Source organism: Streptomyces sp. GL_148, assembly GCF_057834205.1.
The window spans coordinates 8,645,818-8,666,748 of record NZ_CM174396.1; the positions used below are offsets into that span (position 1 = coordinate 8,645,818).

19 protein-coding genes and 4 pseudogenes are annotated in these 20,931 nt (G+C 67.9%); 6 read left to right on the plus strand and 17 right to left on the minus strand.

Features of this window, described 5'->3' with window-relative positions; translation table 11 throughout:
* Nucleotides 1–173 precede the first annotated feature (173 nt).
* Complete coding sequence (locus tag AC3IYI_RS38995) at nt 174–485, minus strand: NIPSNAP family protein (RefSeq protein WP_489408161.1); 312 nt, start codon at nt 483–485, stop codon at nt 174–176.
* A 179-nt stretch (nt 486–664) separates the two neighbouring features.
* On the opposite strand from AC3IYI_RS38995, the gene AC3IYI_RS39000 reads away from it, so the two are divergent.
* Nucleotides 665–1,129, plus strand: coding sequence for a DUF732 domain-containing protein (locus tag AC3IYI_RS39000; protein ID WP_489408162.1), 465 nt, complete (start codon nt 665–667; stop codon nt 1,127–1,129).
* Nucleotides 1,130–1,809: 680 nt separating this feature from the next.
* Here AC3IYI_RS39000 and AC3IYI_RS39005 read toward each other — a convergent pair.
* The 3 genes from AC3IYI_RS39005 to AC3IYI_RS39015 form a co-directional block, all read right to left on the minus strand.
* Nucleotides 1,810–2,199, minus strand: coding sequence for a hypothetical protein (locus AC3IYI_RS39005; protein WP_489408163.1), 390 nt, complete (start codon nt 2,197–2,199; stop codon nt 1,810–1,812).
* 179 nt (nt 2,200–2,378) lie between these two features.
* Nucleotides 2,379–2,594: a hypothetical protein gene (locus AC3IYI_RS39010; protein WP_489408164.1), complete on the minus strand. Its 216-nt coding sequence runs from the start codon at nt 2,592–2,594 to the stop codon at nt 2,379–2,381.
* A 957-nt stretch (nt 2,595–3,551) separates the two neighbouring features.
* Nucleotides 3,552–3,929: a hypothetical protein gene (locus AC3IYI_RS39015; protein ID WP_489408165.1), complete on the minus strand. Its 378-nt coding sequence runs from the start codon at nt 3,927–3,929 to the stop codon at nt 3,552–3,554.
* Nucleotides 3,930–4,038: 109 nt separating this feature from the next.
* Between AC3IYI_RS39015 and AC3IYI_RS39020 the strand changes: the two genes are divergently transcribed.
* Complete coding sequence (locus tag AC3IYI_RS39020) at nt 4,039–4,809, plus strand: ATP-grasp domain-containing protein (protein WP_489408166.1); 771 nt, start codon at nt 4,039–4,041, stop codon at nt 4,807–4,809.
* Nucleotides 4,810–5,217: 408 nt separating this feature from the next.
* Here the strand turns inward: AC3IYI_RS39020 and AC3IYI_RS39025 are convergent, their stop codons facing one another.
* On the minus strand, nt 5,218–5,463 hold the full coding sequence (locus AC3IYI_RS39025) for a hypothetical protein (RefSeq protein ID WP_489408167.1): 246 nt from the start codon (nt 5,461–5,463) through the stop codon (nt 5,218–5,220).
* Here AC3IYI_RS39025 and AC3IYI_RS39030 point away from each other — a divergent pair.
* Nucleotides 5,365–5,667: pseudogene (locus AC3IYI_RS39030) on the plus strand (alpha-amylase family glycosyl hydrolase); the annotation flags it as partial. The gene AC3IYI_RS39025 and the pseudogene AC3IYI_RS39030 sit on opposite strands and share 99 nt — an antisense overlap.
* A gap of 312 nt (nt 5,668–5,979) precedes the next feature.
* On the opposite strand, the gene AC3IYI_RS39035 reads toward AC3IYI_RS39030, so the two are convergent.
* Nucleotides 5,980–7,698 carry an FG-GAP repeat domain-containing protein gene (locus AC3IYI_RS39035; RefSeq protein ID WP_489408168.1) on the minus strand — a complete coding sequence of 573 codons (1,719 nt, stop codon included), beginning with the start codon at nt 7,696–7,698 and terminating at the stop codon, nt 5,980–5,982.
* A gap of 650 nt (nt 7,699–8,348) precedes the next feature.
* Here AC3IYI_RS39035 and AC3IYI_RS39040 point away from each other — a divergent pair.
* Nucleotides 8,349–9,797, plus strand: a complete 1,449-nt coding sequence (locus AC3IYI_RS39040; protein ID WP_489408169.1) for an FG-GAP-like repeat-containing protein — start codon at nt 8,349–8,351, stop codon at nt 9,795–9,797.
* Nucleotides 9,798–9,961: 164 nt separating this feature from the next.
* Here AC3IYI_RS39040 and AC3IYI_RS39045 read toward each other — a convergent pair whose 3' ends face one another.
* The gene (locus tag AC3IYI_RS39045; protein WP_489408170.1) at nt 9,962–10,258 is read right to left on the minus strand and encodes a hypothetical protein; all 297 of its coding nucleotides are present in this window, start codon (nt 10,256–10,258) and stop codon (nt 9,962–9,964) included.
* A gap of 143 nt (nt 10,259–10,401) precedes the next feature.
* On the opposite strand from AC3IYI_RS39045, the gene AC3IYI_RS39050 reads away from it, so the two are divergent.
* Nucleotides 10,402–10,983: a YdeI/OmpD-associated family protein gene (locus AC3IYI_RS39050; RefSeq protein ID WP_489408171.1), complete on the plus strand. Its 582-nt coding sequence runs from the start codon at nt 10,402–10,404 to the stop codon at nt 10,981–10,983.
* An 80-nt stretch (nt 10,984–11,063) separates the two neighbouring features.
* On the opposite strand, the gene AC3IYI_RS39055 is transcribed toward AC3IYI_RS39050, so the two are convergent.
* The 10 genes and pseudogenes from AC3IYI_RS39055 to AC3IYI_RS39100 form a co-directional block, all read right to left on the minus strand.
* A complete protein-coding gene (locus AC3IYI_RS39055; RefSeq protein ID WP_489408172.1) occupies nt 11,064–11,579 on the minus strand; it encodes a hypothetical protein in 516 nt (171 codons plus the stop codon).
* A gap of 554 nt (nt 11,580–12,133) precedes the next feature.
* A pseudogene (locus AC3IYI_RS39060) lies at nt 12,134–12,956 on the minus strand (PIG-L deacetylase family protein).
* Between the two features lie 217 nt (nt 12,957–13,173).
* The gene (locus AC3IYI_RS39065) at nt 13,174–13,797 is read right to left on the minus strand and encodes a nucleotide triphosphate diphosphatase NUDT15 (protein WP_489408173.1); all 624 of its coding nucleotides are present in this window, start codon (nt 13,795–13,797) and stop codon (nt 13,174–13,176) included.
* Between the two features lie 287 nt (nt 13,798–14,084).
* Nucleotides 14,085–14,171, minus strand: a pseudogene (locus tag AC3IYI_RS39070) (IS5/IS1182 family transposase); the annotation flags it as partial.
* A gap of 427 nt (nt 14,172–14,598) precedes the next feature.
* Nucleotides 14,599–14,704 (minus strand): annotated as a pseudogene (locus tag AC3IYI_RS39075) (IS5/IS1182 family transposase); the annotation flags it as partial.
* A gap of 48 nt (nt 14,705–14,752) precedes the next feature.
* A complete protein-coding gene (locus AC3IYI_RS39080; RefSeq protein ID WP_489408174.1) occupies nt 14,753–15,319 on the minus strand; it encodes a DUF6262 family protein in 567 nt (188 codons plus the stop codon).
* Nucleotides 15,319–17,301, minus strand: a complete 1,983-nt coding sequence (locus tag AC3IYI_RS39085) for a tyrosine-type recombinase/integrase (RefSeq protein ID WP_489408175.1) — start codon at nt 17,299–17,301, stop codon at nt 15,319–15,321. The genes AC3IYI_RS39080 and AC3IYI_RS39085 overlap by 1 nt, the downstream gene beginning before the upstream one ends.
* A gap of 141 nt (nt 17,302–17,442) precedes the next feature.
* Nucleotides 17,443–18,614 (minus strand): IS3 family transposase gene (locus AC3IYI_RS39090; RefSeq protein ID WP_489408176.1). Its coding sequence is split into 2 segments (ribosomal slippage): nt 17,443–18,362 and nt 18,362–18,614, totalling 1,173 coding nucleotides; the frame shifts between segments, so codons are not numbered across the junction.
* 511 nt (nt 18,615–19,125) lie between these two features.
* Nucleotides 19,126–19,293, minus strand: coding sequence for a tyrosine-type recombinase/integrase (locus tag AC3IYI_RS39095; RefSeq protein WP_489408177.1), 168 nt, complete (start codon nt 19,291–19,293; stop codon nt 19,126–19,128).
* On the minus strand, nt 19,256–19,537 hold the full coding sequence (locus AC3IYI_RS39100; protein WP_489408178.1) for a class I SAM-dependent methyltransferase: 282 nt from the start codon (nt 19,535–19,537) through the stop codon (nt 19,256–19,258). Before AC3IYI_RS39100 ends, AC3IYI_RS39095 begins: the two co-directional genes overlap by 38 nt.
* A gap of 491 nt (nt 19,538–20,028) precedes the next feature.
* Between AC3IYI_RS39100 and AC3IYI_RS39105 the strand changes: the two genes are divergently transcribed.
* On the plus strand, nt 20,029–20,472 hold the full coding sequence (locus tag AC3IYI_RS39105; RefSeq protein ID WP_489408179.1) for a CBS domain-containing protein: 444 nt from the start codon (nt 20,029–20,031) through the stop codon (nt 20,470–20,472).
* Nucleotides 20,473–20,931 lie beyond the last annotated feature (459 nt).

The following is a 20,931-nucleotide window of genomic DNA, read 5'->3' on the forward strand; positions in this document are numbered from 1 at the left end:
CCGGCCCCTGGCCTTCGCTCTAGGCCGACGGCGCCCATCGAGGATCGCCCGATCCTGGGCCCGCTGTTCGGCAGGAGGCGTCACACCGAGACAGCGACCCCGACGATCACAGCCGTCATCGCAGCGCTGCGCACCGCCGCGCGGCAGGGGCGCGCCGGGGACCTCCCGGCGGACTAGGACAGGCCGTCGAGCGGCCGGAGGAAGCGGCGCTCGTACCGCTTGATGCAGCGGGTGTCACGAGCCAGTTCGAACGCTTCCTGGCACTCCGCGTCGGACATGCTGTCCGTGCGGTACTGCTCGTACGCGGCCAGGCTGGGAAAAGAGAAGAGGGCGTAGGCGATGTCGCTGTCGCCCTCACTCGGCAGGAAGTAGCCGTGGTGCGTCCCGCCGAAACGGTTGACGAGCCGGACCCAGCGGCGACCGTATTCTTCGAAATCCTCAAGCTTGTCAGGGTCGACCTCGTACTTCAGATGAATAGTGATCATGCCTGCATGATGCCGTGTGATGGTTCGGACTTCGTGATCAGAACCAGGGGGGTACCTGCTGCTCAAGTAGTGCCCGGCGGGGAACCACGTGCCCGGACACAGCGCCCCGCCAACGTGCGGGGCTTTCACGCGTCACAGATCAGCCACAGCCCACCCACACCGGTCCCGGCGCCGACACCATGACGCTATGCGCACACACCACACCACACCACACCATCACCCTCCTCGCCGCCGCCGGCCTCCTCGCCCTCACCGGCTGCTCCGAGGCCGTCACCAGCGAGCCCAAGCCCGACGACAAGGTTGCCGCCTCGCCATCCGCATCGCAGTCGAGCATCGCCCCCGAGGCGCTCAACTCCGCAGCCGCAGCCGCCGGCATCCCGCCCAGCCCCGCCCCCGAGCAGCGCGCCATCTACCTCGCCGCGCTCAACAAGATCGACCCCGAAATCGTCAACGGCAAGGACGACAAGGCCATCAGCCGCGGGCTGAGTCAGTGCCAGTCCATGAAGGACGAGAAGGACCCGACCAAGCGTGTCGAGTCCACGAACCGGCGCTTCATCAGCCCCAACCATCCGGACGGCTTCGGCCCCACCAAGGCCGCCTTCATCCTCGCCGCCGTACAGACCAACCTCTGCCCCACGTACTGACGGGGCCACAGACCACCAGACCCGCTGTACGGGATCGGCCTGTAGAGCCGTGGTGCCCAGTGGGAGGGCAACGCTTCCCGACGCTCCGGGAGATCGGGGTGATGGCCGGCCTTTCGAGCATCTCGTCCGTCGAGCTGGCCCTGCTGGAGAAGGGCGGACTGCTGGTACGGGGGACGCGGTCTTGGAGCAACATCGAGGTCACTGCCACTGGGTAGCGGCGGCTCGCTACCGCGCAGAGCATCACGGCCGGACCGGCGGCGGCTGACGGAGCAGTGAGATGACGGTGTTCCTGGTCGTCCTCCAATTCGAGGAGGGCGGCGGCCGCGCGGCCACGGGGGAGTGGGAGGTCGAGGGGACGGCGCGGCGTGCCGGCCGCCGTCGCCGAGCTGGTGCGGGGCCTGCTCGGGCTGTTGGCCGATTGGCAGCGGTCGATCGGCGAGCTGGGCCGCGTGCTCACCACGGCAGCTGAAGGCCGACCGCTGCCCGGCTGGTCCATCGAGGCCGGCCGCCGCGAGGGCATCGGGTGGTGCCGGGCCCGCACCACGCTGCTGGAGGCCGTCGCACGCCACCACCACGCTGACCTGCTCGCCGCCGTCGTCGGGCTGGGCGGTGAGCTGGGGCTCCCAGCTACCCGTTACGGGCGCTTCAGGGGGGCGGTCGTCCCAGAGGGCTGCGCGGGGTCAGCGCCGGCCGCCGCCGATGCGGCGGTCGTCGGCCAGTGCGGTCAGCGGGCCGAACTCGCGGGCCAGCTGGTTCCACGTCAGAACCTCGCCGCAGCGGGCCGGGAACTCCTTCGGGTTGAACTCGGGCATGGTCCAGGTGCCAGTGCCCCGGTCCCGCAGCCACAGGTCCCCGTCACCGTCGACCACAGTCGGCGGGACCGGTACGGGCTCGGCTTGATCGGTGGGCTCCCAGGTGACCCGGCCCGGGTGGGAAACGCGGCGCAGCTCGGTGGTGGCCAGCCGCGCGGCCAAGTCACGGGTGGACTCTTCGGCGTCCTTGACCGACGCGAGTCGAAATGCGTCGTCAAGTACGGGCAGGGCTAGATTCTTGCTGCGCTTTGAACTCATACGCTGACTACCTCCGGTGGGGGGCATCACATCCGTTATGGCACCCCGTAGAGGAACACGGTAGCCGAGGCGGGAGCCGGGCCGGCTACGACGGCTGTGCAGGTGGAGGCGCTGGCACCGGGTGGTGGGGCTAGGTGGTGAGCTGGTCCTGGATGTGGCGCAACCCGTGGTGGTAGCGCTCAGATATGGCTGTTGGGGTCTGAGAAGGTGAGGCCGCCGGGGGCGAGCGGACGTCGGGCCGGGGCGGGTGCGGGCTCGGGCTCGCCGGGCGGCTGGCGGAAGTCGGCGCCCTGCTCGACCGGCATCAGCCGGCGCCCACCCGCCTGGGCGGGTACGGGAGCGTCGCAAGCGGGCTCGGAGAAGGTGGGCAGCGAGAGCGGTCGACGGTCGGTCATGATCCCTAGTCTCCCAGGTCCGGCCCTGCGGGTAGGACCAGGCCGCTATCAGCGGTGATAGTGCTCTGGCCCTGGCCGGCAGGGCCAGGCTGGTTGTTTGAGCTCACCAGAACAGAGCGGTTAAGCCACTGCTACCGCCGGTGAACCGGCCCGGATGGCCGAGGCCGGTCGGCACACTGCGCGGGTGACCACGACCCCCGCCTGAACCGGGTTCAGAAACCTCCACGCTCAGACCCCGACGCCAGCGCGTGCGCCCAAACCCTCCCGACCTGGCCCTGGCCGCCCACTCGGTTCAAGAAACAGCCGTTCGGCAACCCGTCACGACGTGGGACGGGTCCTCGCAACCGGCGAGGCGTACACAAGACCCGCCCATCACAAGAAGGCCACCAAGCCCCGCCGGCCGGATAAATGAACAAGCTGACCTGCGCTGGGGAGCTTCGTGGGGAGGTTCCGGGCTCCGGGTGTCCCAGAGGAGCCCGAGGAGGTCGTCAGGACCAGTGTGGGCCCGTGACCTGCGGTGGGGAGGTTTCTGGTGAGGTTCGCGGCCGGGGTACGGCCGGGCATGATGGGCTCGGCGTGGGCTGACGTGCAGCCCACGGGGACCTGGTGGGACCGGCTGGGTTGGCCGCCGGACGCGGTAGAGGAGAAGTACCGACCCGGCCCGCCTTAGGCGTAGGCGTAGGCGCCGACGCCCGCGCCGAGCACCCGCCTCTGGGGCTGCAGGACAGCCTCGGGTACCCGTTCCCCGGCGCGGGGAGCCGCGAGGCCGGGGGCGGCGAGTTCGGCCGCCAGACGGCCGCGACGTGGCGCCCTGTCGGCGGTTGTAACGGGGTCGGCGGCGTGCGGAAGCTGCGCGTGACCGCAGCACGCTGACGTTGCTCGCCGACCCGCCCTTTACCGGGGCCCCCAGAGCGAGGTGGCGGTCCAGGGGCCCTGGGCACGGGGCTCGCGCACGGATCAGCTAGCGGTCTGTTCGTCGGCCAGCGCCTTGCCGGCCTGCTGCCAGCTTTCGTACGTAGCGGTGTGCAGCGTCTCCATCCGGCTGAGCGCCTTCGTGGTGTCGTCCTTCTTCACCGAGCTGTTGGCGAATTCCAGGAGCACCTCCACCATCGCGTGGCTCTTCCAGAGCCGCAGTTCCGCCTCGCCCACGAGCTCCGGGCCGCCGGTCATCATCAGGTCAGCCAGACGCTCTCGGGCACGCCACTCCCGCTTCCGGTGCCACCAGCCCGCGTCCCGCCGGTTCAGCTTCCGCGCCCTGCGGATCTGCTCCACCATGACCCGGATCAAGTGATCTCGACCAAGGCCGGGCTTCTGCCACTTGATCTTGAACTGCACCCTGCCGCTCCCTGGCCCGCCTGGGGCCTGCGGCGGAGGAATCTCGGCTGCGGTGGTGGGGGCGGTGGGACTAGCGTGGCGGTTTTGCGGAGCGGGGGAGGGACTTGCGATGCTGGTCATGCCTGGGCGGCGGACGTCGACGATGGAACTGCTGGCTGTCGAGGCGGCGGGCCGAGGGATGCCGGTCAGGGCCGCGGAGGAGCCCGGCCTGACAGGCCCCGCGTACTGGTACGGCGGGCCGGTCGCGGGCGCGCGGCTGGCAGGCCAACTCGGGTTCGCGTTGCTCGAGCCGGCGGACGGCTGGCTCGCCGACCTGCCCAAGAAGTTCACCGGCCGTCAGGTCCGGGCGGGGACCATCGCGGACGCATGGGCGCTCGACCAGCCGACGTTCGTCAAGCCGCCGCGTGACAAGTCCTTCCCGGCCGATGTCTACACCGACGGCTCCCGGGTGTCCTCCGCCCTGGACCCGGCGACACCCGTGCTGCTGTCCGACGTGGTGACCTTCGCGGCCGAGTACCGGCTGTTCCTGCTGGACGGTCGCATCGCTGCGGCGAGCCGGTACGCAGTGTTCGGCCGGCTCGACCCCCGCCCGCTCGGCACGGACCGTGCGGACCGGGCCACCGCGGCGGAGATCTCGGAGTTCGCCGACCGGCTGGCCGCCGCAGCCGGGCACACGCTGCCGAGTGCCGTCGTCGTGGACATCGGGCAACTGCTCGACCCGTACCGCCCGGGCCACCGCTGGGCCGTGGTGGAGGCCAACATGGCGTGGTTCTCGCACGCCTACGCCGCCGATCCGGCGCGGGTGCTTGACGTGGTCCTGCGGGCGGCGGGCCCGCGCGAGCACATGCGGCCGCAAGATCTGGCGTTCGAACGGCACTGATCCGCACCGCGTGAACTGGGCTCCCCAGCGGTCGGCCCGGCCCGGGTCGCACTCCAGGGACTGACCCCTTCCAGCTCGGTCAAGATCACCTGTCAATCGGTCAAGATCGCGTGGCAGAGGACACGCACGCCCTGTGTGACCTGCCGAAGGACGGTGAGCGGATCGTCCACCTGCGGGTGCGGGTCGGGAAAAGCCGCGCGACGGTGGCGGCTGAACTCGGCCGGCACCCGGAGGTCTACCGGGAGTGGGAGACCGGCGGCGGACACGCCCCGGAAAAGATGGCCGGCCCCGCGACGGCTGGGAGGACGACCCCCGACGGCCTGGCTGGGGCTGGCGGGTACACCCCGTTCTTCACCAGGCCCATGGTCGAGAAGGGCACGAGCATCGACGGCACTTCGCGGCAACCGGTCAAAGGGGCCGCACGAGTACAGCAGGCCCGAGCACGAAGGCGTCTTCGAGGTGCCGGCCGAACGTCTCCACCAGGCGCTCCAACGGACCGGGGCCGGCTGGGAGGCCGCACCCCGAGGCCCTGCGCGCGGGTTGACCGTCGGGGAGATGCCCGGGGCGACGGTCGAGCAGGCCCGCCTGTTCACCGACCCGGCGCGTGCCGAGCTCGACATGGTCTTCCAGTTCGAGCACGTAGGGCTCGACCACGGGCGGGGCAAGTTCGATCCCCGCCCGCTGCGGCTCACCGACCTCAAGGCCTCGCTCGGCCGCTGGCAGTCCGGCCTCGCCGACGTCGGGTGGAACAGCCTGTACTGGAACAACCACGACCAGCCCCGGGTGGTCTCTCGGTTCGGTGACGACGGACCGAGCCACTGGACCCGGTCCGCGACGATGCTCGCGACCGTGCTCCACCTGCACCGGGGCACGCCGTACGTCTACCAGGGCGAGGAACTCGGCATGGCGAACGCGCCCTTGCGCACCATTGAGGACTGGGACGGTAGGTCGTCCACCCCGTCACAGGCCCCACCCCGCACCCTTCGGACCGAGTTCTCACGAACAGCGAAGACGACGGGCCGCACAGGGGCCGACCACGCACATGCGGCCTTCGGGCGGGCCGGGAGATCCGCGCGAGCTGGAGCTCTTACGCGACCTTGCGCCGGAAGGGTGGCTCGCTGTGGCCGGTACCAGCTGGTGCCAGTACCGGCCACAAGGGTGGAGTTGTGCTCAGAGGAGTCGGTTGTAGGTGTTCCAGCCGGAGCTGACGCGGGTGCGGTCGTTGAACGGGTCGGTCGGGTTGCCGGTGCCTTTGTACAGCCACAGCACGCCCGTGGTGTCGCGGGCGACGAGATCGGCGCGGTTGTCGCCCGTGACGTCGCCGACGATGCTGAACTGGTTGTAGATCTTCCAGCCGGAGCTGACGCGGGTGCGGGCGTCGAACGGGTTGGTCGTGTTGTTGTTGCCCTTGTACAGCCACAGCACGCCCGTGGCGTCGCGGGCGAGGAGGTCGGGGCGGCTGTCGCCTGTGATGTCGGCGGAGCCGATGAGCTGGTTGTACAGGTTCCAGCCGCCGCCGACCCGGGTGCGGGTACGGAAGGGGCTGTCCGGATTGCCGGAGCCCTTGTACAGCCACAGCACGCCCGTGGTGTCTCGGGCGAGGAGGTCGGGCTTGCCGTCGCGGTAGATGTCACCGGCGCCGATGAGCTTGTTGTAGGTGTTCCAGCCGCCGCCGACCGGGGTACGGGGCGCGTACGGGCCCTTGCCGGAGAACTGGCGCTGGTAGTGCCAGAGCACGCCGGCGGCGTCACGGCCGACGAGTTCACCGTTCCCTGTCATCGCGCTGGCCGGGGTACCGGACGGGTACCTGAGGTATTCGGTGACCGGGGTCAGCTTGGTGAGCTGGTTGTAGGTGTTCCAGCCGCCGCCGATCAGAGACTTGTCACCGGACAGCGAGCCCTGCCCGTTCCCGAGGTACCGGAACATCTGGCCGCTGCTGTCGCGAGCGAGGAGCTGGTGGAGTCGACGCAGCGGCCCGCTGCCCACCTTGAAGGAGGCTGCATCCCGTCTATAGCCTGCACTGGGCGTAGAGGTGTAGATGCTGCTGGTGCTGTCCACGGTGAGGGGTGTTGTGCTGCTGCCGGCGGGCACCGTGACGGTGAACTCGATCCAGTGCTCGCCCGCGGTGTAGTTGCAGTCGGCGTTCGTCGAGTAGAAGTTCACGGTCGGCTCGAGCGTGCATGACATGCCGTTGCTGGTGCTCAGATTGCTCAGACGGGCGAGCGAGCCGAATGCCCGGTCGGGTGAACCCACGCCCGGCAGGTAGACGAGGTTCCGCCAGCCCGCGTCCAGAGCGTGCACGTCGAGGCGGTGGCGGACTGACTTGCCGGCCGGAACATCGGGTGTGGTGAAGGTGACCGTGTTGCGGGCGGCCCGCGCCAGGCTTTTCACTGTCACCTTGGCCGAGCCGCCGGTCGGGCCGTCGGGGCGGGTGCCGGCACTCTGCGCCATCTTTATGCCGGCTTGCAGGTCCCCGCCGGCAGGCACGTATGCGTAGCCCTGGTAGACCGTCGTCATGTCGACGGTGTCCTGTCCGATGAGGAAGTCCGGAGAGTACCTGTCCCATACCGAGCAGGCGTAGACGGAGATCACCCCGTCGACCTTCTCGCACATGTTGGGCTGCTTGGTGAAGGACGCGGGCAGTGCGTCGGTCGCCGCTACCGGCCCGTCGAGCGGCTTAGTGGAGAACGCGTAGACCATCGTGCCGCGCGGAACGCCGAGCCCCACCCCGTTCTGCCACAAGGTACCCGGCGCCAGCACTTGGTCCCAGGGATGGACGGCGATGGGATTGGCATCATCGGCTGCTGCCGGGCCCGTCATGACACCGACACCGGCCGCGACGGCCGCCACGGTGGCTATGGAGACCGCTCTGCGCAGAGTCCTCTTCAACTGGTCCTGACTTTCGAGTGAGAGACCCCCGCAGACAGCGGAGAGTCCGGTTGTAAGGCGCCGGGCCCCGGCCAGGGTCAGCCGCTCGGTGCCTGGATCCCAGGGCATGGAACTTCGAATCGCCATCCAACGCCGGTACACGCCGCAGATGTGATGGCGGATAGGAGACGGCGAGCCGGGAAAGCCCCGAACTTTGCTACGCCCCCTTGTTCCCTGCCCAGGAGATCATCAACTGCCGACGACCAGAGTGCCAACCTTCTGAGCAATCGTTTCACCATCGCCGCCGCGATCCACGAAGCGGAACCTCACAGGACGCCCGCCGAATGGGGATATGGGGGCGGAGGCCGACAGTGCGGTGGTGGTGGGCAGGGGGGAGGACGGCGAGGGCGAGCGCGGCCAGGCCGCGGCGCAGCAGGTTGTTGTTGTAGCCAGGCTTGTGACCTGCCTTGAAGGGGGTTTCGGTGCACCTCACTCGGCCGGCTGGCCAGTTTCACCGCGGAAAACGGATCTTCTGCTCCGGGTCGGTGTGCCGCCGTCTCCAGCGCTGCGGTGAACGTCCGCGTGAACGAGACGGCCTTGATCCAACCCGGTCGGGAAGCGGGACAGCCGCACCTCTAGGCTGCGCCCAGAACGCACCCCTCGAAGTGGGGGTGCGTCGAGGAGGGGTTCATATGCACATGCGAAGAATGATCCGTCTGACCGCGCCGCTCTTCGTCGCTGCCGCGATCGGTACGGTGCTGCCCGTCGGGGTGGCGCAGGCCGCGACGGGGCCGGTCGCCAGCGACTTCAACGGGGACGGGTACCGGGACGTGGCGATTCCGGCGCCGCACGCGGACGTCGCGAATCAGGACCCGGCAAAATCCGATGTGGTTGCGGCAGGTGCCGTTGTGGTGCTGTACGGCTCGGCCAGCGGGGTTTCCCCTGCCCGGCGGGCCGTGATCACGCAGAACTCGCCGGGTGTTCCGGGTGAGGCGGAGTTCTGGGACCTGTTCGGCTCCTCCGTCTCGGCCGCGGACCTCGACGGTGACGGGTTCTCCGACCTCGTCGTGGGCACGCCCTCGGAGGACTGGGGCGGCCAGCAGGACGCGGGAGTGGTGACCGTGCTCTGGGGCAGCCGATCCGGCCTCGTCTCGGGCAGCAACCTCACCACGCCCGGCATCGCCATCAATTCCTACGGACAGGAGGTCGCCGCGACCACCCTGGGCGGCAAGCCGCTGGTCGTGGTCGGTGCGGACGGGGGCACCGGGCTGCGCTTCACCGGGCCGTTCCTGCGCACGGGCGAGGCGGGACGCCGGCAGACCCTCGCGGTGGACCCCAAGCAGGTGGCCTTCGGAGACCTGAACAAGGACGGTACGCCGGAATCGGTCGTCGTCACGGGTCATTACAGCGGGTGGGGTGGCGGCTTTGTGTATGTGGATCCGCACAAGTCCAACGCGGAAGACCTTTGGGAGCCGTCGGCCGCCCGTGGGGGCATGCCCGCGATCGGGGACGTCAATGGCGATGGCCACAAGGACGTCGTCCTCGGCCACCCGGCCGAACCCGAAACCGCAGGCGACACGGCGAACATCGGTGGGAGGGTCTCCATCTGGTACGGATCGGCCCAGGGCATCGATGTCAGCACCATGCCCGTGCAGTTTTCCCAGAGTTCCGCCGGCATCCCGGGCGTCAACGAGAAGGGTGACCGTTTCGGCAGCTCGGTAGCGGTTGCCGACCTCGACCGGGACGGCAAGGCCGAGATCATCATCGGAGCCCCGGGCGAGGACATCGCCGAAGCCGCCGACGCGGGTTCAGTCACCGTCATCCCCGGGATCGCCTCACGCAAGCCCGGCGCGGGCGCCTACAACCTGACCCAGGGGACGACTGGCATCCCCGGAACCTCCGCGGATGACGACCAGTTCGGCAGCACCCTTTCGGCGGCCGACGTCACCAAGGACGGCCGACCCGAACTGTTCATCGGCGCGCTTGGCGAGGGCGCCGTATGGTCCCTGCCGGGCGGCACCAACGGGCCCACCCCCGCAGGCAGCACCCTGATCAGCGCCAGGTCTTTCGGCCTCTACGGAGACCAATGGTTCAGTGGCGAAGGCGTCCCCGCAGAGTAGCCACCAGGACCATCGGGCGGGTGCCTCCGGCGCAAGGGGTCACGACGAGTCCTGGGACGCGACCGTCAACCTCAAGGGCCGACTCGGATCCGTCAGGACGGTTCCCTCAACGGTGACGTCGGGTGCCGTCCGCTGAGACAACAAGCACCTCCTGAAGCGAAACATCAGCCTGACGTGGTCGGCCGAGCGTCGTAGGCGAAGGCGGCTTCGGAAGCAGGAGAGCACCCGGGATCCCAGCCTGGGGTGCTCTCCTGCTTGGCACCCCCATCGTCGTAGCCGCCTTCGCCGGGACCGCGGTGAACGTTCGCGTAGACGAGAACCTCTGCGTTCGGCTCACCGGGGGTTCGCCGGATCCGGCAGGGGCCGCTCGCCAGAAAGAGGTCCGAGATGCGGCGAGAGGCTTCAAGCGCTGCCTTCTCATGGCCCCGGATCTCTATCGTGCTCACGCTCTCGTCGCTCATGAACGGGGAACCTCTGCGGACATGAGCCGGTTTCCGCCAGGAGGCCAGATCCCCCTGCGGAGGCCGTGAAATTCGGCGGCGTAGGGGGCTGCGGCTCTCATGTAGGTCGGAATCTGTCCTATATGGCCTCTAGCCTGCGGTTTATGCAGAGATACGAGGACGGTGTCGAGATTCTTGTCCCCGCGAGCCCGGCCGAGTTGGAGGGGTGGCTCGATGAGCATCACGGGGAGCGGACCGCGCTCTGGGTGAAGATCGCCAAGAAGCATACCGGCATCCCGTCGCTCACCTGGGAAGAGATGGTCGACACGGTGCTCTGCTTCGGCTGGATCGACGGTCTGCGGCGCGGCTTCGACGACACGTACTTCCTGCAGCGCACGACACCCCGCCGCCCCCGCTCGCCCTGGTCGCAGGTGAACGTCGACAAGGCCGAGGCCCTGATCGTCGAGGGACGGATGCGCCCCCGCGGCCTCGCCGAAGTCGAGGCGGCGCGGGCGGACGGTCGCTGGGCGACGGCATACGCCTCGCAGAAGAACGCCACCGCACCGCCGGATCTCGTCGAGGCGCTCGACGCGAACCCTGCGGCGCGGGCGTTCTACGAGACGCTCGGCAAGTCCGAGCAGTTCGCCCTGTATCTCAGCCTGGTCACTGCCCGCACCGAGAAGACCCGGCTGGCCCGCCTGGAGCGGATGGTGGCGACGATGGCGAGGTCCGAGCGGCCATCATGATCAACCGTACTGTGGGTCTATAGGGCCTGGCGTTGAACCCGGTCGGAGCTCGCGGTATCAGTTCGCGGTCGGAGCCGCCGTCAGAGCTTGCCGAAGGCGACCCCGCGCCAGGTCCATCCGGCACCGAGGACCGTGTCCCGCAGGGGATCCTTCATGTCCGCGGGATCGAAGCGGAACGTCTCCGTCTTCTCCAGCTTTCCGTCGGCCCCCCGCCCGATCTCCCAACGGCGCGAGACCGCGGTCACCTGCCCGCGGGAGTATTCGCGCGAGGCCGCCAGGCTGGGAGTGCCCCCGACCCAGGTGATCTCCCACTGCTCGTCGACGGTGCGCACCTCGTGGTTCCCGGGGACCAGGCGCATCCGGGTCTTGAGCGTCCGGTCCAGCTGGGTCCTGGCGAAGAAGGTGCGCCAGGCCGGCTCCAGGATCCGCCACTCGGCCACCAGGTCGGCGCCCTCCGCGGGGGTGGCGGCGCGTACCAGGTACGGCACGTCCGGCCCGTTGAGCGAGAGCAGCGCTTCCCGGACCTTTTGCGCGGAACGCGGTGCGATACCGCTGTCGGGGTGCCTGGTGCCGGTCAGTCTGTCGAAGAGGCCCATCGGGGCAGCCTGCCTTCCGCGTCGGCGTGACGCACTAGGACGCCGTCCCGGCGGTGTCCGGGCGGACCGTGCGGAGGAAGTCCTGGAAATCGCCCAGGACAGGGTCGTGCTGGTTCGCGGTGGCGGTCAGGACCCGTGAGGGGCCGTCGCATATCCGGAGACTATGCCCCTCGTGGAGATGGCCCCGCACCTGGTTTGCCCCTCTCTGGCCCGGCCGCTGGCCAGAGTGGGCATCGGTGCCTCGGGGCGTCGGAACCGGTTGGATTCGCCTCCTACTGACCCGTGATCGTCGGGTGCCTCCCCGGGCCAGCTTGGTAGTGCGCTCCGGATATACGACGGTGATGTATCGCATTGGCGGAGTCGTCGCTCAGATCGAACAGGTGCATGAGGTCGAGCCCGAGGTCCTGCAGGAAGTCGGCCGTGGCGGCGAGGACTTCGGCGAGGGCCGGGAGGACACCGCCGTGGGTGGCGGTCAGCTCCGTCAGGGCGTCGCTGACTTCCTCAGTGGTCTCCGCTTGTGGACCGCCCCTCAGGAAGCCTCGGACCGACCTGACTCAGAGGGGCCGGTGGTGCACCACCGTCGTGTCCTCGGCGCCCAGGCTCGGCTCGCGCTGGCCGAGATGCCGAGGGGAAGCACCGAGGCGGGTGTAGTGCTCCGTGGAGAGGATCGACTCCCTTACCTCTGTGGGGGAGACGGGCGGGGATCCCGGGCAGGGGCCGCTCGCGGGCGGCCTCGCTGCGATGGGAGAGAATGGCTGCCCACTTCTCGGTGACGAAGCCGCTCACATCGACCGTCACCGTGATGTGTCCGTCCGGTACGGACAGCACCTTCTTCCCGACCCGCGACGACAACGCGCCCAGCTCGCCCACCCCCGAGTCAGGGTGGGTGGCCGCGTACAGGGCGGCAGGCTGCCAAGGGGCGCCCGCCTCCGGGTACTGGTGCTCAAGGCCCGCCGCGTGGAATGCGAGGACGGCCGCTTGATGGGTGCGGATGTGATCGGGGTGGCCGGTCAACTGGCCGTAGGCGTCATGGGTCAATACCAGCTGTGGCCGGACGGCACGGATGTGTCCGACGAGCAGCTCCACGATCTCGTCGATGGGGGCGTCACACAGCCTCGGCCTGCCGGGGGCGGAGTCGGGGATGCGGACGTCGGCGTAGCCGAGCATCCGGGGCTCGCCGACACCCAGAACCTTCAGTGCGTCGGCGAGTTCGGCGGCCCGGTGACTGTCCGGGGACCAGGTTGCGGTGACGACCGCGGTGTCGGCGCCGGAGGCGGCGTGCTGCGCGAGCACGCCGCCGGCGAGGAGCGACTCGTCGTCGGGGTGGGCGAAGACCCCGAGGAGGGACGGCTGCCGCGGGGTGAGCGGTGGGTCCATGGGCGTAGAACCTTCCTGGGACGTGTGACTCGGCGCGGGGCTGACACGGGTAGGAGGAATCCGGCTAGTGCTGTGGCCGGAAAGGTTTGCCGGGTCGCGGCGTTCGGTGCGGTGCATCGCAAGGCGGAGGACCGCGCCTCGTACCGGTCGTACCGGCGTGGTCCGACAACGCGGCGAGGTGCCGTGCCGGGCGTCGCGACCCGGTGAACCTTTGCGGTCACAGCATTAGGCCAGTCCTGGGGCCGGAGAGGTGGAAGGCCGCGGGGGCTGGATGGTCGAGCGGGAGGCTCGGATCCCACGTGGTCAGGCACTGAGCGCTCGGCACAAACAGAGGCTGGGGCAGCGCGTCCCGGGGCCAGAACTTCCAGGCCCCGATGGTCTCTTCGCACTGCAGCGGTACGCCGGACCACCGGGTCACCAGGACGGGCACTGTCACCCGGACGATGTCACCCACGCGGTCCAGGAGGGTGCCCAGCACGACGGTGTCGGCGACATCGGCCACGAGGCCGGCCTCCTCGTGGAGTTCGCGTACTGCGGCCTCGGTGAAGGTCTCGCCGGGTTCAACCGATCCACCCGGCAATTCGAAGGTTCCACGGCGGTGTTGGCCCAGCAGGACACCATCCGGCCCGTGGATGATCACGCCGACCCCTACGAACGCGGTGGGAGGCGGTGGAGTACTGGTGCGCTGGCGGCTCGGCACCCTCTGCGGACGCCGGACCTCGTACAGCCGGTAGGAGGCCTGGTTGTCCGGCTGCGGCTCGTCGATCGCCGTGGCCTTCTCCAGGGTGAGGCTGTGCTCGACCAGGAGGTCTTCCCACAGCTGGGTGGTCAGGACCCACATGTGGACGGGGTGGGTCTGGTCGGTGCCGGGCAGTCGCAGGATCTCCGGGCGTGGGGTGCAGGCCGTGGAGGGTCCTGCGCCGGCGGAGTTGGTGTGCAGTGCGGAGAACAGGAGGCGCCCACCGGTTATCTAGACCTCAGCCACGTTGTTGCAGGTCAGATGGCATTTGGTTGGTGAGGGACGTCAGGCACGCACCGTCAACATCGTGGGTCAATCAGCTAAGGGCTGTCCCATAATTGACCGTTGAGATGGCCGGGACAAGGTGGGCTCATCGCCGGTGGGTCGGGCTATGCGGCCTGGAGAAGGTTGTGGAGGCGGGCGATGCCGAGCATGGCGTGGTGGACGCCGTCGCCCTTGAACCCGCCTGAGCGCAGCGTCCACTCCCTCCCCGTCCGCGACGATCCGTCAAGCCGCTGCGGCTCTGCTCTAAAGCAACCCGCCGCAGGCCTTGACGGACGAGATCTCGCGTCGTGCCATGAGAGGACACACCGCGACGGGGGATGACACGATGGCGTCAGAGGGACACGACGGACCCAGTGGCGAGCCCGAGAGCCACAATGAGGTCCCACAGAGCAGCGCTCCAAAACTTTCAGTTGGCAAGGACTTCGCCCATGTAGCTTGGATCGTCCTGGCTCTCATCGTCTTCGGGATAATCTTGACCGTGGCAGCCGGCGATTGCTCTCCTAACTGCGCCAGCAACACGCCCTCGCGGCGCTGATCACCGAGCTGCCCCGCGAACCTGGCCGCCGCCGCGCTGGTCGCCACCACCGATTCGCTGCTGCGGCGCCATCGCCGGGGCGTTGCGGTCGACGATGCGGTCCGGCAGCCGACTTCGACACTCCGGACAGCGGCGCCAACTGCCGCAGCGGAGGTTGGCCCGTCAGTATGCGGCGACCAGCAGGACCCGCACCCGCCAACGGCCAGCCGGCCCTGCCCCGATCCTCCCAAAGATCAATTACGGGACAACCCTTAGGCTCTGGTTCCCGTTGCGGATCATCCTTCGCAGGCTGGTGCGGACAGCTGTGAGGTCGTTGTCCAGGTCCCGGATCCGGTCTTGCAGGGTCGGAATCTGTGCGTTTTCCTGTTCGAGCCGCCGGTTGGCCTCGGTGAGTTCGGTGATCCGTTCGTGGAGCGTTCGTTGGCCGACCTGGTTGAGTTGTTGCCCTAGGTGTTGGCGAACGCCCTCCTTCAGGCGGTCTCGCTCCTGACGGAGCGCGTTGATCTCCTCGCGAGCCATGGCCAGATCGGATTGAAGACTTGCGGAGCTCGCCTGTTGGCCGTTGGAACGCGCGTTGGCGGGAGCTCGATCCTGGCGCTGGATAGCCGCCGTGATGTGTTCACGAACACCGTCGGCGTAGACGAGCCAGGTCGACACCTGCGCCGTGCGGGCGACTGCGGTGAATGAGATGGTCTCGCCGTCGTCGATCAAGCGTTGGATGGCATCCGTGACTTGCTGACGCTTCCGAAGGCTGGTCTCGCGGCGTGACGCGGCGAGAATCTCGGCGGGTTTCCGGACGGCCATCAGGTGCTCCTCCTCGGCGTGACGACGGTGAGGGGCAAGTGCTTCCGATCCTCTCCAGCCCGGAGCCGACGGAGGATGATTGCGGCTTCTTCCAGCTCGGCTCGTTGATCGGCTGGAAGTTCCGCCAGGCGCTTGCGCATCTTGTGGGCGACTTCTTCGTAGGACTCGAGTTCGGCAGTGAGGTTGTCGATCACGAAGGGGGCGGCATCCATGGCCCGCGCGGTCTCCCGATCTGACCGCAGGCTGTTGACGTGGTCGTCAATCGCGGGCAGGTAGGACGGGTCGGGCCGGTAGAAGCCGCAACCTGAGCACTGGAAGCGCAGTGGGCAGGATCTCCCGCCAGCTTTGACGTTGGATGGTTCGGTGCAGCCTCCGAACGGCGCCGTCACTGATCGCTGTTCGTAGGCTTGAGACGAGCAGGGCTTCGACGCGCCGTGGCGGTCGATCACCGTCAGGCTCAGGGTCTTCACGGCCTCGCGCTTTCGCTTTAACGAGACCCGGTAATAGCCCATGGTTGTTTTTGGATCTTCGTGATCCATGAGATCGCGCAGGACGTCCAGCGGGGTGCCAGCGTCGGCATGGCGCTGGGCGAAGGAGTGTCGAAATGCGTAGGGGAAGATGAGACTGCGGTCGAACGCCATCAAGTTGCCCTCAGCATCCACCGCCTCGCAGTGCAGCTCAGGCAGCAAATCGACCCACCGGCGGATGGCCCCGCTGAGGGCCAGGGGTTCCATATGTGGTCTGCCGCTGTCGCCGGTGATGGACGGAAACAGGAAGTCGTCGCTCTGAGCTGGAGCGGTGATCTTCTCGCGAATTTTCTGCCACTTCTCGATCGCTGTGATCGTCTCCGTGGTGATCGGGAGACGACGGCGCATGCGACGGCCCTTGTAGTTGTTCCAGATCAGAGCCACCTCGTCGCCCTCTCGCTCCAGGCAATTCCTGGGTAGCGAGGTCACTTCGACCGGGCGTCGCCCCGAGTCCCGCAGCACGATGTAGGCGGTCCGGAACATTTCGTGAATCTCCTGCGGGGACAGGGCGCCGTAGGAGGTGTCGTCGCTGGCCAATCGGTCGAGCCGGCCGTCCAACTGCCGGATGACGTACTCGGGAACGGCCTTGCCAATCTCGTCCTCGCTGATGTCCTCATCCGGGATTCGGTGGGATGGATGCCGGGCGAACCTGACCGAAACCCCGTCCATCAGGCCGGCGAAACGAGCGAAGTCCAAGAGCGCGAAGAAGGACGTCAGTAGCTGTTGACGGTAGTGGGCGCTGTAGAGCTTGCCGTTGTCCAGGCGCCGGGCGTCGGAGATCTCGTCGAAGACGGCCTGCATGTGGCCGTAGTCCAGAGCGCCGAGAGCGCAGCCGCCACCGGGCAGCCGGTTCATGCCAGCCCCGGCCAGTACGACCGCCCGGTGCCAGCGGTTGAAGTCGTCGCTGCATGGCCGTTCGGCCTCGACGCGTCGTTTGAACGCTTGTCGCAGCCACTGCTGGGGGACCCTCGTGAGGTCGACGACCTTGGCCTGCTGTCGTCGCCCCGTCCGCCCCACCGACTTCAGCCCAGTCGCACGCAGATCGATCGCATCGTCGCCCACTGGATCGACCCCCGCGAAGTCGGCGAAGCCGCGGCGCACGGACCACACCAGCTGCCGGAAGACAGCATGAGGACCGTTGTCACAGGTCAGGTGCTGTGCCACCTGGTCTTCCCGCAGAAGGAGACTGACGTCGGTCTTAGTCAAGGCGGCGATGACCTGCCGGATGGCCTTGGGGTCGATCTTGCCGCCCAGCTCTTCACGTCTCTGCAGGCCGTAGGCGATCTCCAGACGGCGCAGTGGCGACAGGCCGATCAAGGAGAAGCGGTAGGCGCTCAGAAACGGCGGCTGAGTCGCCGCCCAGGCCCGAACGTCAGCCTCCGGAGCACTCCTTCCGCGGCCGTCCTGGGACCATCGCCGCAGGTGATAGGAGCAGATGATCAGTCCTTCGTGCAAGGACTTGTTCCCGCAGCCACCCACCGCGCAACTCGGCGGAGCCGGGAACAGGGTTCCGCCCGGCCGGCAGGCCCATTCCTGCGGAGGCACAAAGCGCTCTGAGGGGCACCGAAGAAAACGGACTGTGCTTGCGCGAGAAACTTACGCTGCGAGCTGTATCTTCTCGTATTCGCGGTGAACCTCTTGCGGGGTCTTGTACCCAAGTCCCGAGTGCAGGCGTCTACGGTTGTAGAAGACTTCTATGTACCGCACTATCGCCTTGCGTGCGTGTTCCCGGGACGGGAAGGTAGTGCGATACACGAGTTCGTTCTTCAGGGCTCCGAAAAAAGACTCGGCCATGGCGTTGTCCCAGCAGACTCCGGTCTTGCCGACCGAGGGCCGCATTTGCATCCTTTGAAGTTTCGTTCGGAACTCTTGTGAAGTGTACTGGCTTCCTCTGTCAGAGTGAAATATGCATCCATCAGCGAGCTTGATATTGCCCGCTGCCATGTCGACGGCGTCCGAGATGAGGGATGTCTTCATGTGGTTCGCCATGGACCAGCCGACAACGGCCTTGGTGTGGCAGTCAATCACCGTCGCCAGGTAGAGGAAGCCGTCCCAGGTGTGGATGTATGTGATGTCTCCCACCAGTTTCTGTCCGGGAGCGGCGGCCGTGAAGTCGCGTCCGAGGAAGTCCCGGAGTGCCGGCTGATCATTGTCTGACACGGTCGTGATCCGCCAGGGCCTTGGCTGGCAGGGGACCAGGTCCAGGTCCCGCATCAGGAGACGCACCAGCTCGGGCCCTGCCTCGACGCCCTTGCGGCCGAGGGCGGCGTGAACTCGGCGGTATCCGTAGGTGCCATCGGATTCGTCGAAGACATGACGAATGATGAGCTTCAGTTTTTCACGCCGCTCGAAAGTGGGCGAAGCCGGTCGCATTTTCCAGGAGTAGAAACCAGAGGTGGAAACGTCAAGCCAGGTGCACATGCCCGTGATCGGGAAATTGTCCTTCTCGCCGTCGATGAACTCATACTTCTCGGTCACCGATGGTCGCGGGCAAAGAAGGCTGCCGCTTTTTTTAGGAAGTCCCGTTCGGTGGTGACCTCCTGCAATTTCTTCTCCAACTCGCGGACACGCTCGTCCGCGGCGATGGAATCTGCCATCGGTTCGCCTGCGAGGTGCCGCTTCCGGTACTGGGCGACCCAACGACTCAACGAGCTCTCGGTGACACCGAACTCCTTGGCGACATCCGCGTGGGGGCGTGATTTGTCGAGTACTTCCCGCACTACTCGCTCTTTGAGTTCTGCCGAGTACGGGGTCGTGCGCTTTGCCACTTACCTATCCTTTGGTCAAGGTAAGTATCTCTTGCATGGCGGGAGTCCGCGAACTTCGGGGCACCTCACTCACCCACTCCCGCCGTCTGCTTCCAAAGCGAGTAGTGAGACGTGCACAACCCGAGCATGTTCATCACACGGCCGCAGCGTTGGCCGTCGCGGGTGACGAGGCAATCGTCCGGATCAGTCCCTGGGAAGGCCTTCTCGCGGCCGGAGCGGTCGACCGTATCGAACTCTGCCCAGGAGGCGCCGTCGAGACGCCGTCGCTTGACGCAGGTGGCACAACGCCCGCGTTTCGAGGAAATGCCGGCGGTGCAGCCGGGACTCTGACACGCCCAGATGGGCGTCTGCGGGTTCTCAGGATCCCCTGTGAACAGCCACCACCGCTCCTGCCATTCTCCGGGACGCCACTGTGGGTTGACCTGATCGCGGAGCCACCCGCTCCATCCCGCCCAATCGATGGCTTCCTCAGCCGACCGGCCGATGGGAGCTACTTGTGCAAGCTGCGTGGTCACCGGCGGCCTGCCGCGACTCGTTCGACAGCTTCGCGCTTCCGCTTGTCGCTGGTGTGGAGGTACGGCTTGAGAGACGACGGCGAATCATGGCCCAGAAGATCCGACACCACGTCGTGCGGCACTCCCTCAGCGATCCACTCGGTCGCCGCGGTGTGCCGCAACATGTGTGGCCGGGTCCACGCCGGTGACGTCGGCGCCCAGGCCGGCCAGGCGGGCGGCGTGCCGGCCCACTCCGCTGCCGAGGTCGAGGATGCGGAGCCCTGCCACGTCCCCGAGGCTCTCGATGCCGGGCCCGGTGTCGGTGACGCCCCAGTCCCACCGCTCGATCTCCGGCAGGTCGGGGCGGGTGGTGAGCTGGTGTTCCCCGTAGGTGGTCCAGGTTTCGGCGGTCTGCTTCTCGATGTCCATCAACGTGTCCTCCAGGAGGTCGTGGGTGGTTCAGGGGTGCAGGGCGTAGCAGCGGAGTACGTCAAGGTCGTGGGTGCGGACGACGGACCAGCCCGCGGTGAGGATCTCGGCTTCGGGCGGGGTGATCCCGAGGCTCTGGAGCGGGTCGGTGCTCTTCCGGCGGCCGGTGATTTCGGCGACGACCCAGAAGGTTCCGCCGGGTACCAGGAGGCGGCGGACGCGGTTGACGAAGGCTGCCTTGTCGTCGATCCATTCCCTGTCAAGTCAACGTGTTGAGAATTGGACCCCACCTGTGCTGACGAGCTTTATCGCGGTTGGGTAGTCCGCCCGCCTGGTGCGTAGTTGCCTGCGCGACGCCGCCCGGGACGGCGCGATGCAGCAGGGCCTGCATGCGGCAACAGCGCGGAGGCCGGGGGCGGAGTAGGCCGTCCCCAGCCCTCGGATCACGCCAGGAGCGCGCACCCGCCCCTGCACGCCCGGCCTGACGCCGCGTGCCCCACCCCCTGGAGCCGACGATCACCCCTCCAACGAGCCCCACCGCCGCCGACGCCATGATCCCGCCGGACCTGCAGATCAGTGACCACACCAGCATCGACAGGGCGCTCGACGTTCTGCGTGGATCCCACAGCCAGTACGTACTCATTCGCGACGACACCGGCCGGTGCGCCGGCATCGTCACCCGCGACCAGCTCACCGTCCACGGGGCGAAACCCTGGTACGCCGAGAACACCCGCGTCCGTGACATCGCGCACGAGCACAGCCCGTTCGCTCGCCCCGGCATGCCCGCCTCGGAAGCCGCCGCCGCCATGCGCGAACGGTCTCTGACGGTCCTGCCCGTCGTCGATGAGGACGGCTTCGCCGTAGGCATCCTCACCACCGAACGGCTGCAGACACTCCTCGGCACAGCATCACAGGACACGCAGGAGCAACCCTGACCCCAGGCTGCCGATCCGGCATTTCCCGTGCGCCCCGAAACCGACGGCCCCGCCCAAGGCCGGTCCGGCTGCCGCCGACGCTGCACGAAGCCCGCTGGGCGGCTCTCGGACGACCGCAGGCGATCCGCCGCAGCCCCGAAAGGACCAGGCGCTCGCCCTCACAGCGTTGGAATGATCCAGCGGCTTAGAATCTCGGACACGTCGTCCGCGTGTACGGGGCCCGGACACTGCGGCGCAGAGTTCGTAGCGCGCCTGCCCATTGCGGGTTGAAGCATGCGGCCCTCCGCCCTCGCCCCTGTGGGGTGCGATCTACCGGCCCCAGCCGGTCGCGAGGCCCAAGCCCATAAGTTGATCAAAGCTGGCGCGCCCTGGTCCGTCCTGGGACCCGTCCGGCGCTCCTCTGCGTCTCTGCGGCGCCGCACGGGTTCACGCTGGAGGAGGATCACGAGCGGGTGCTGC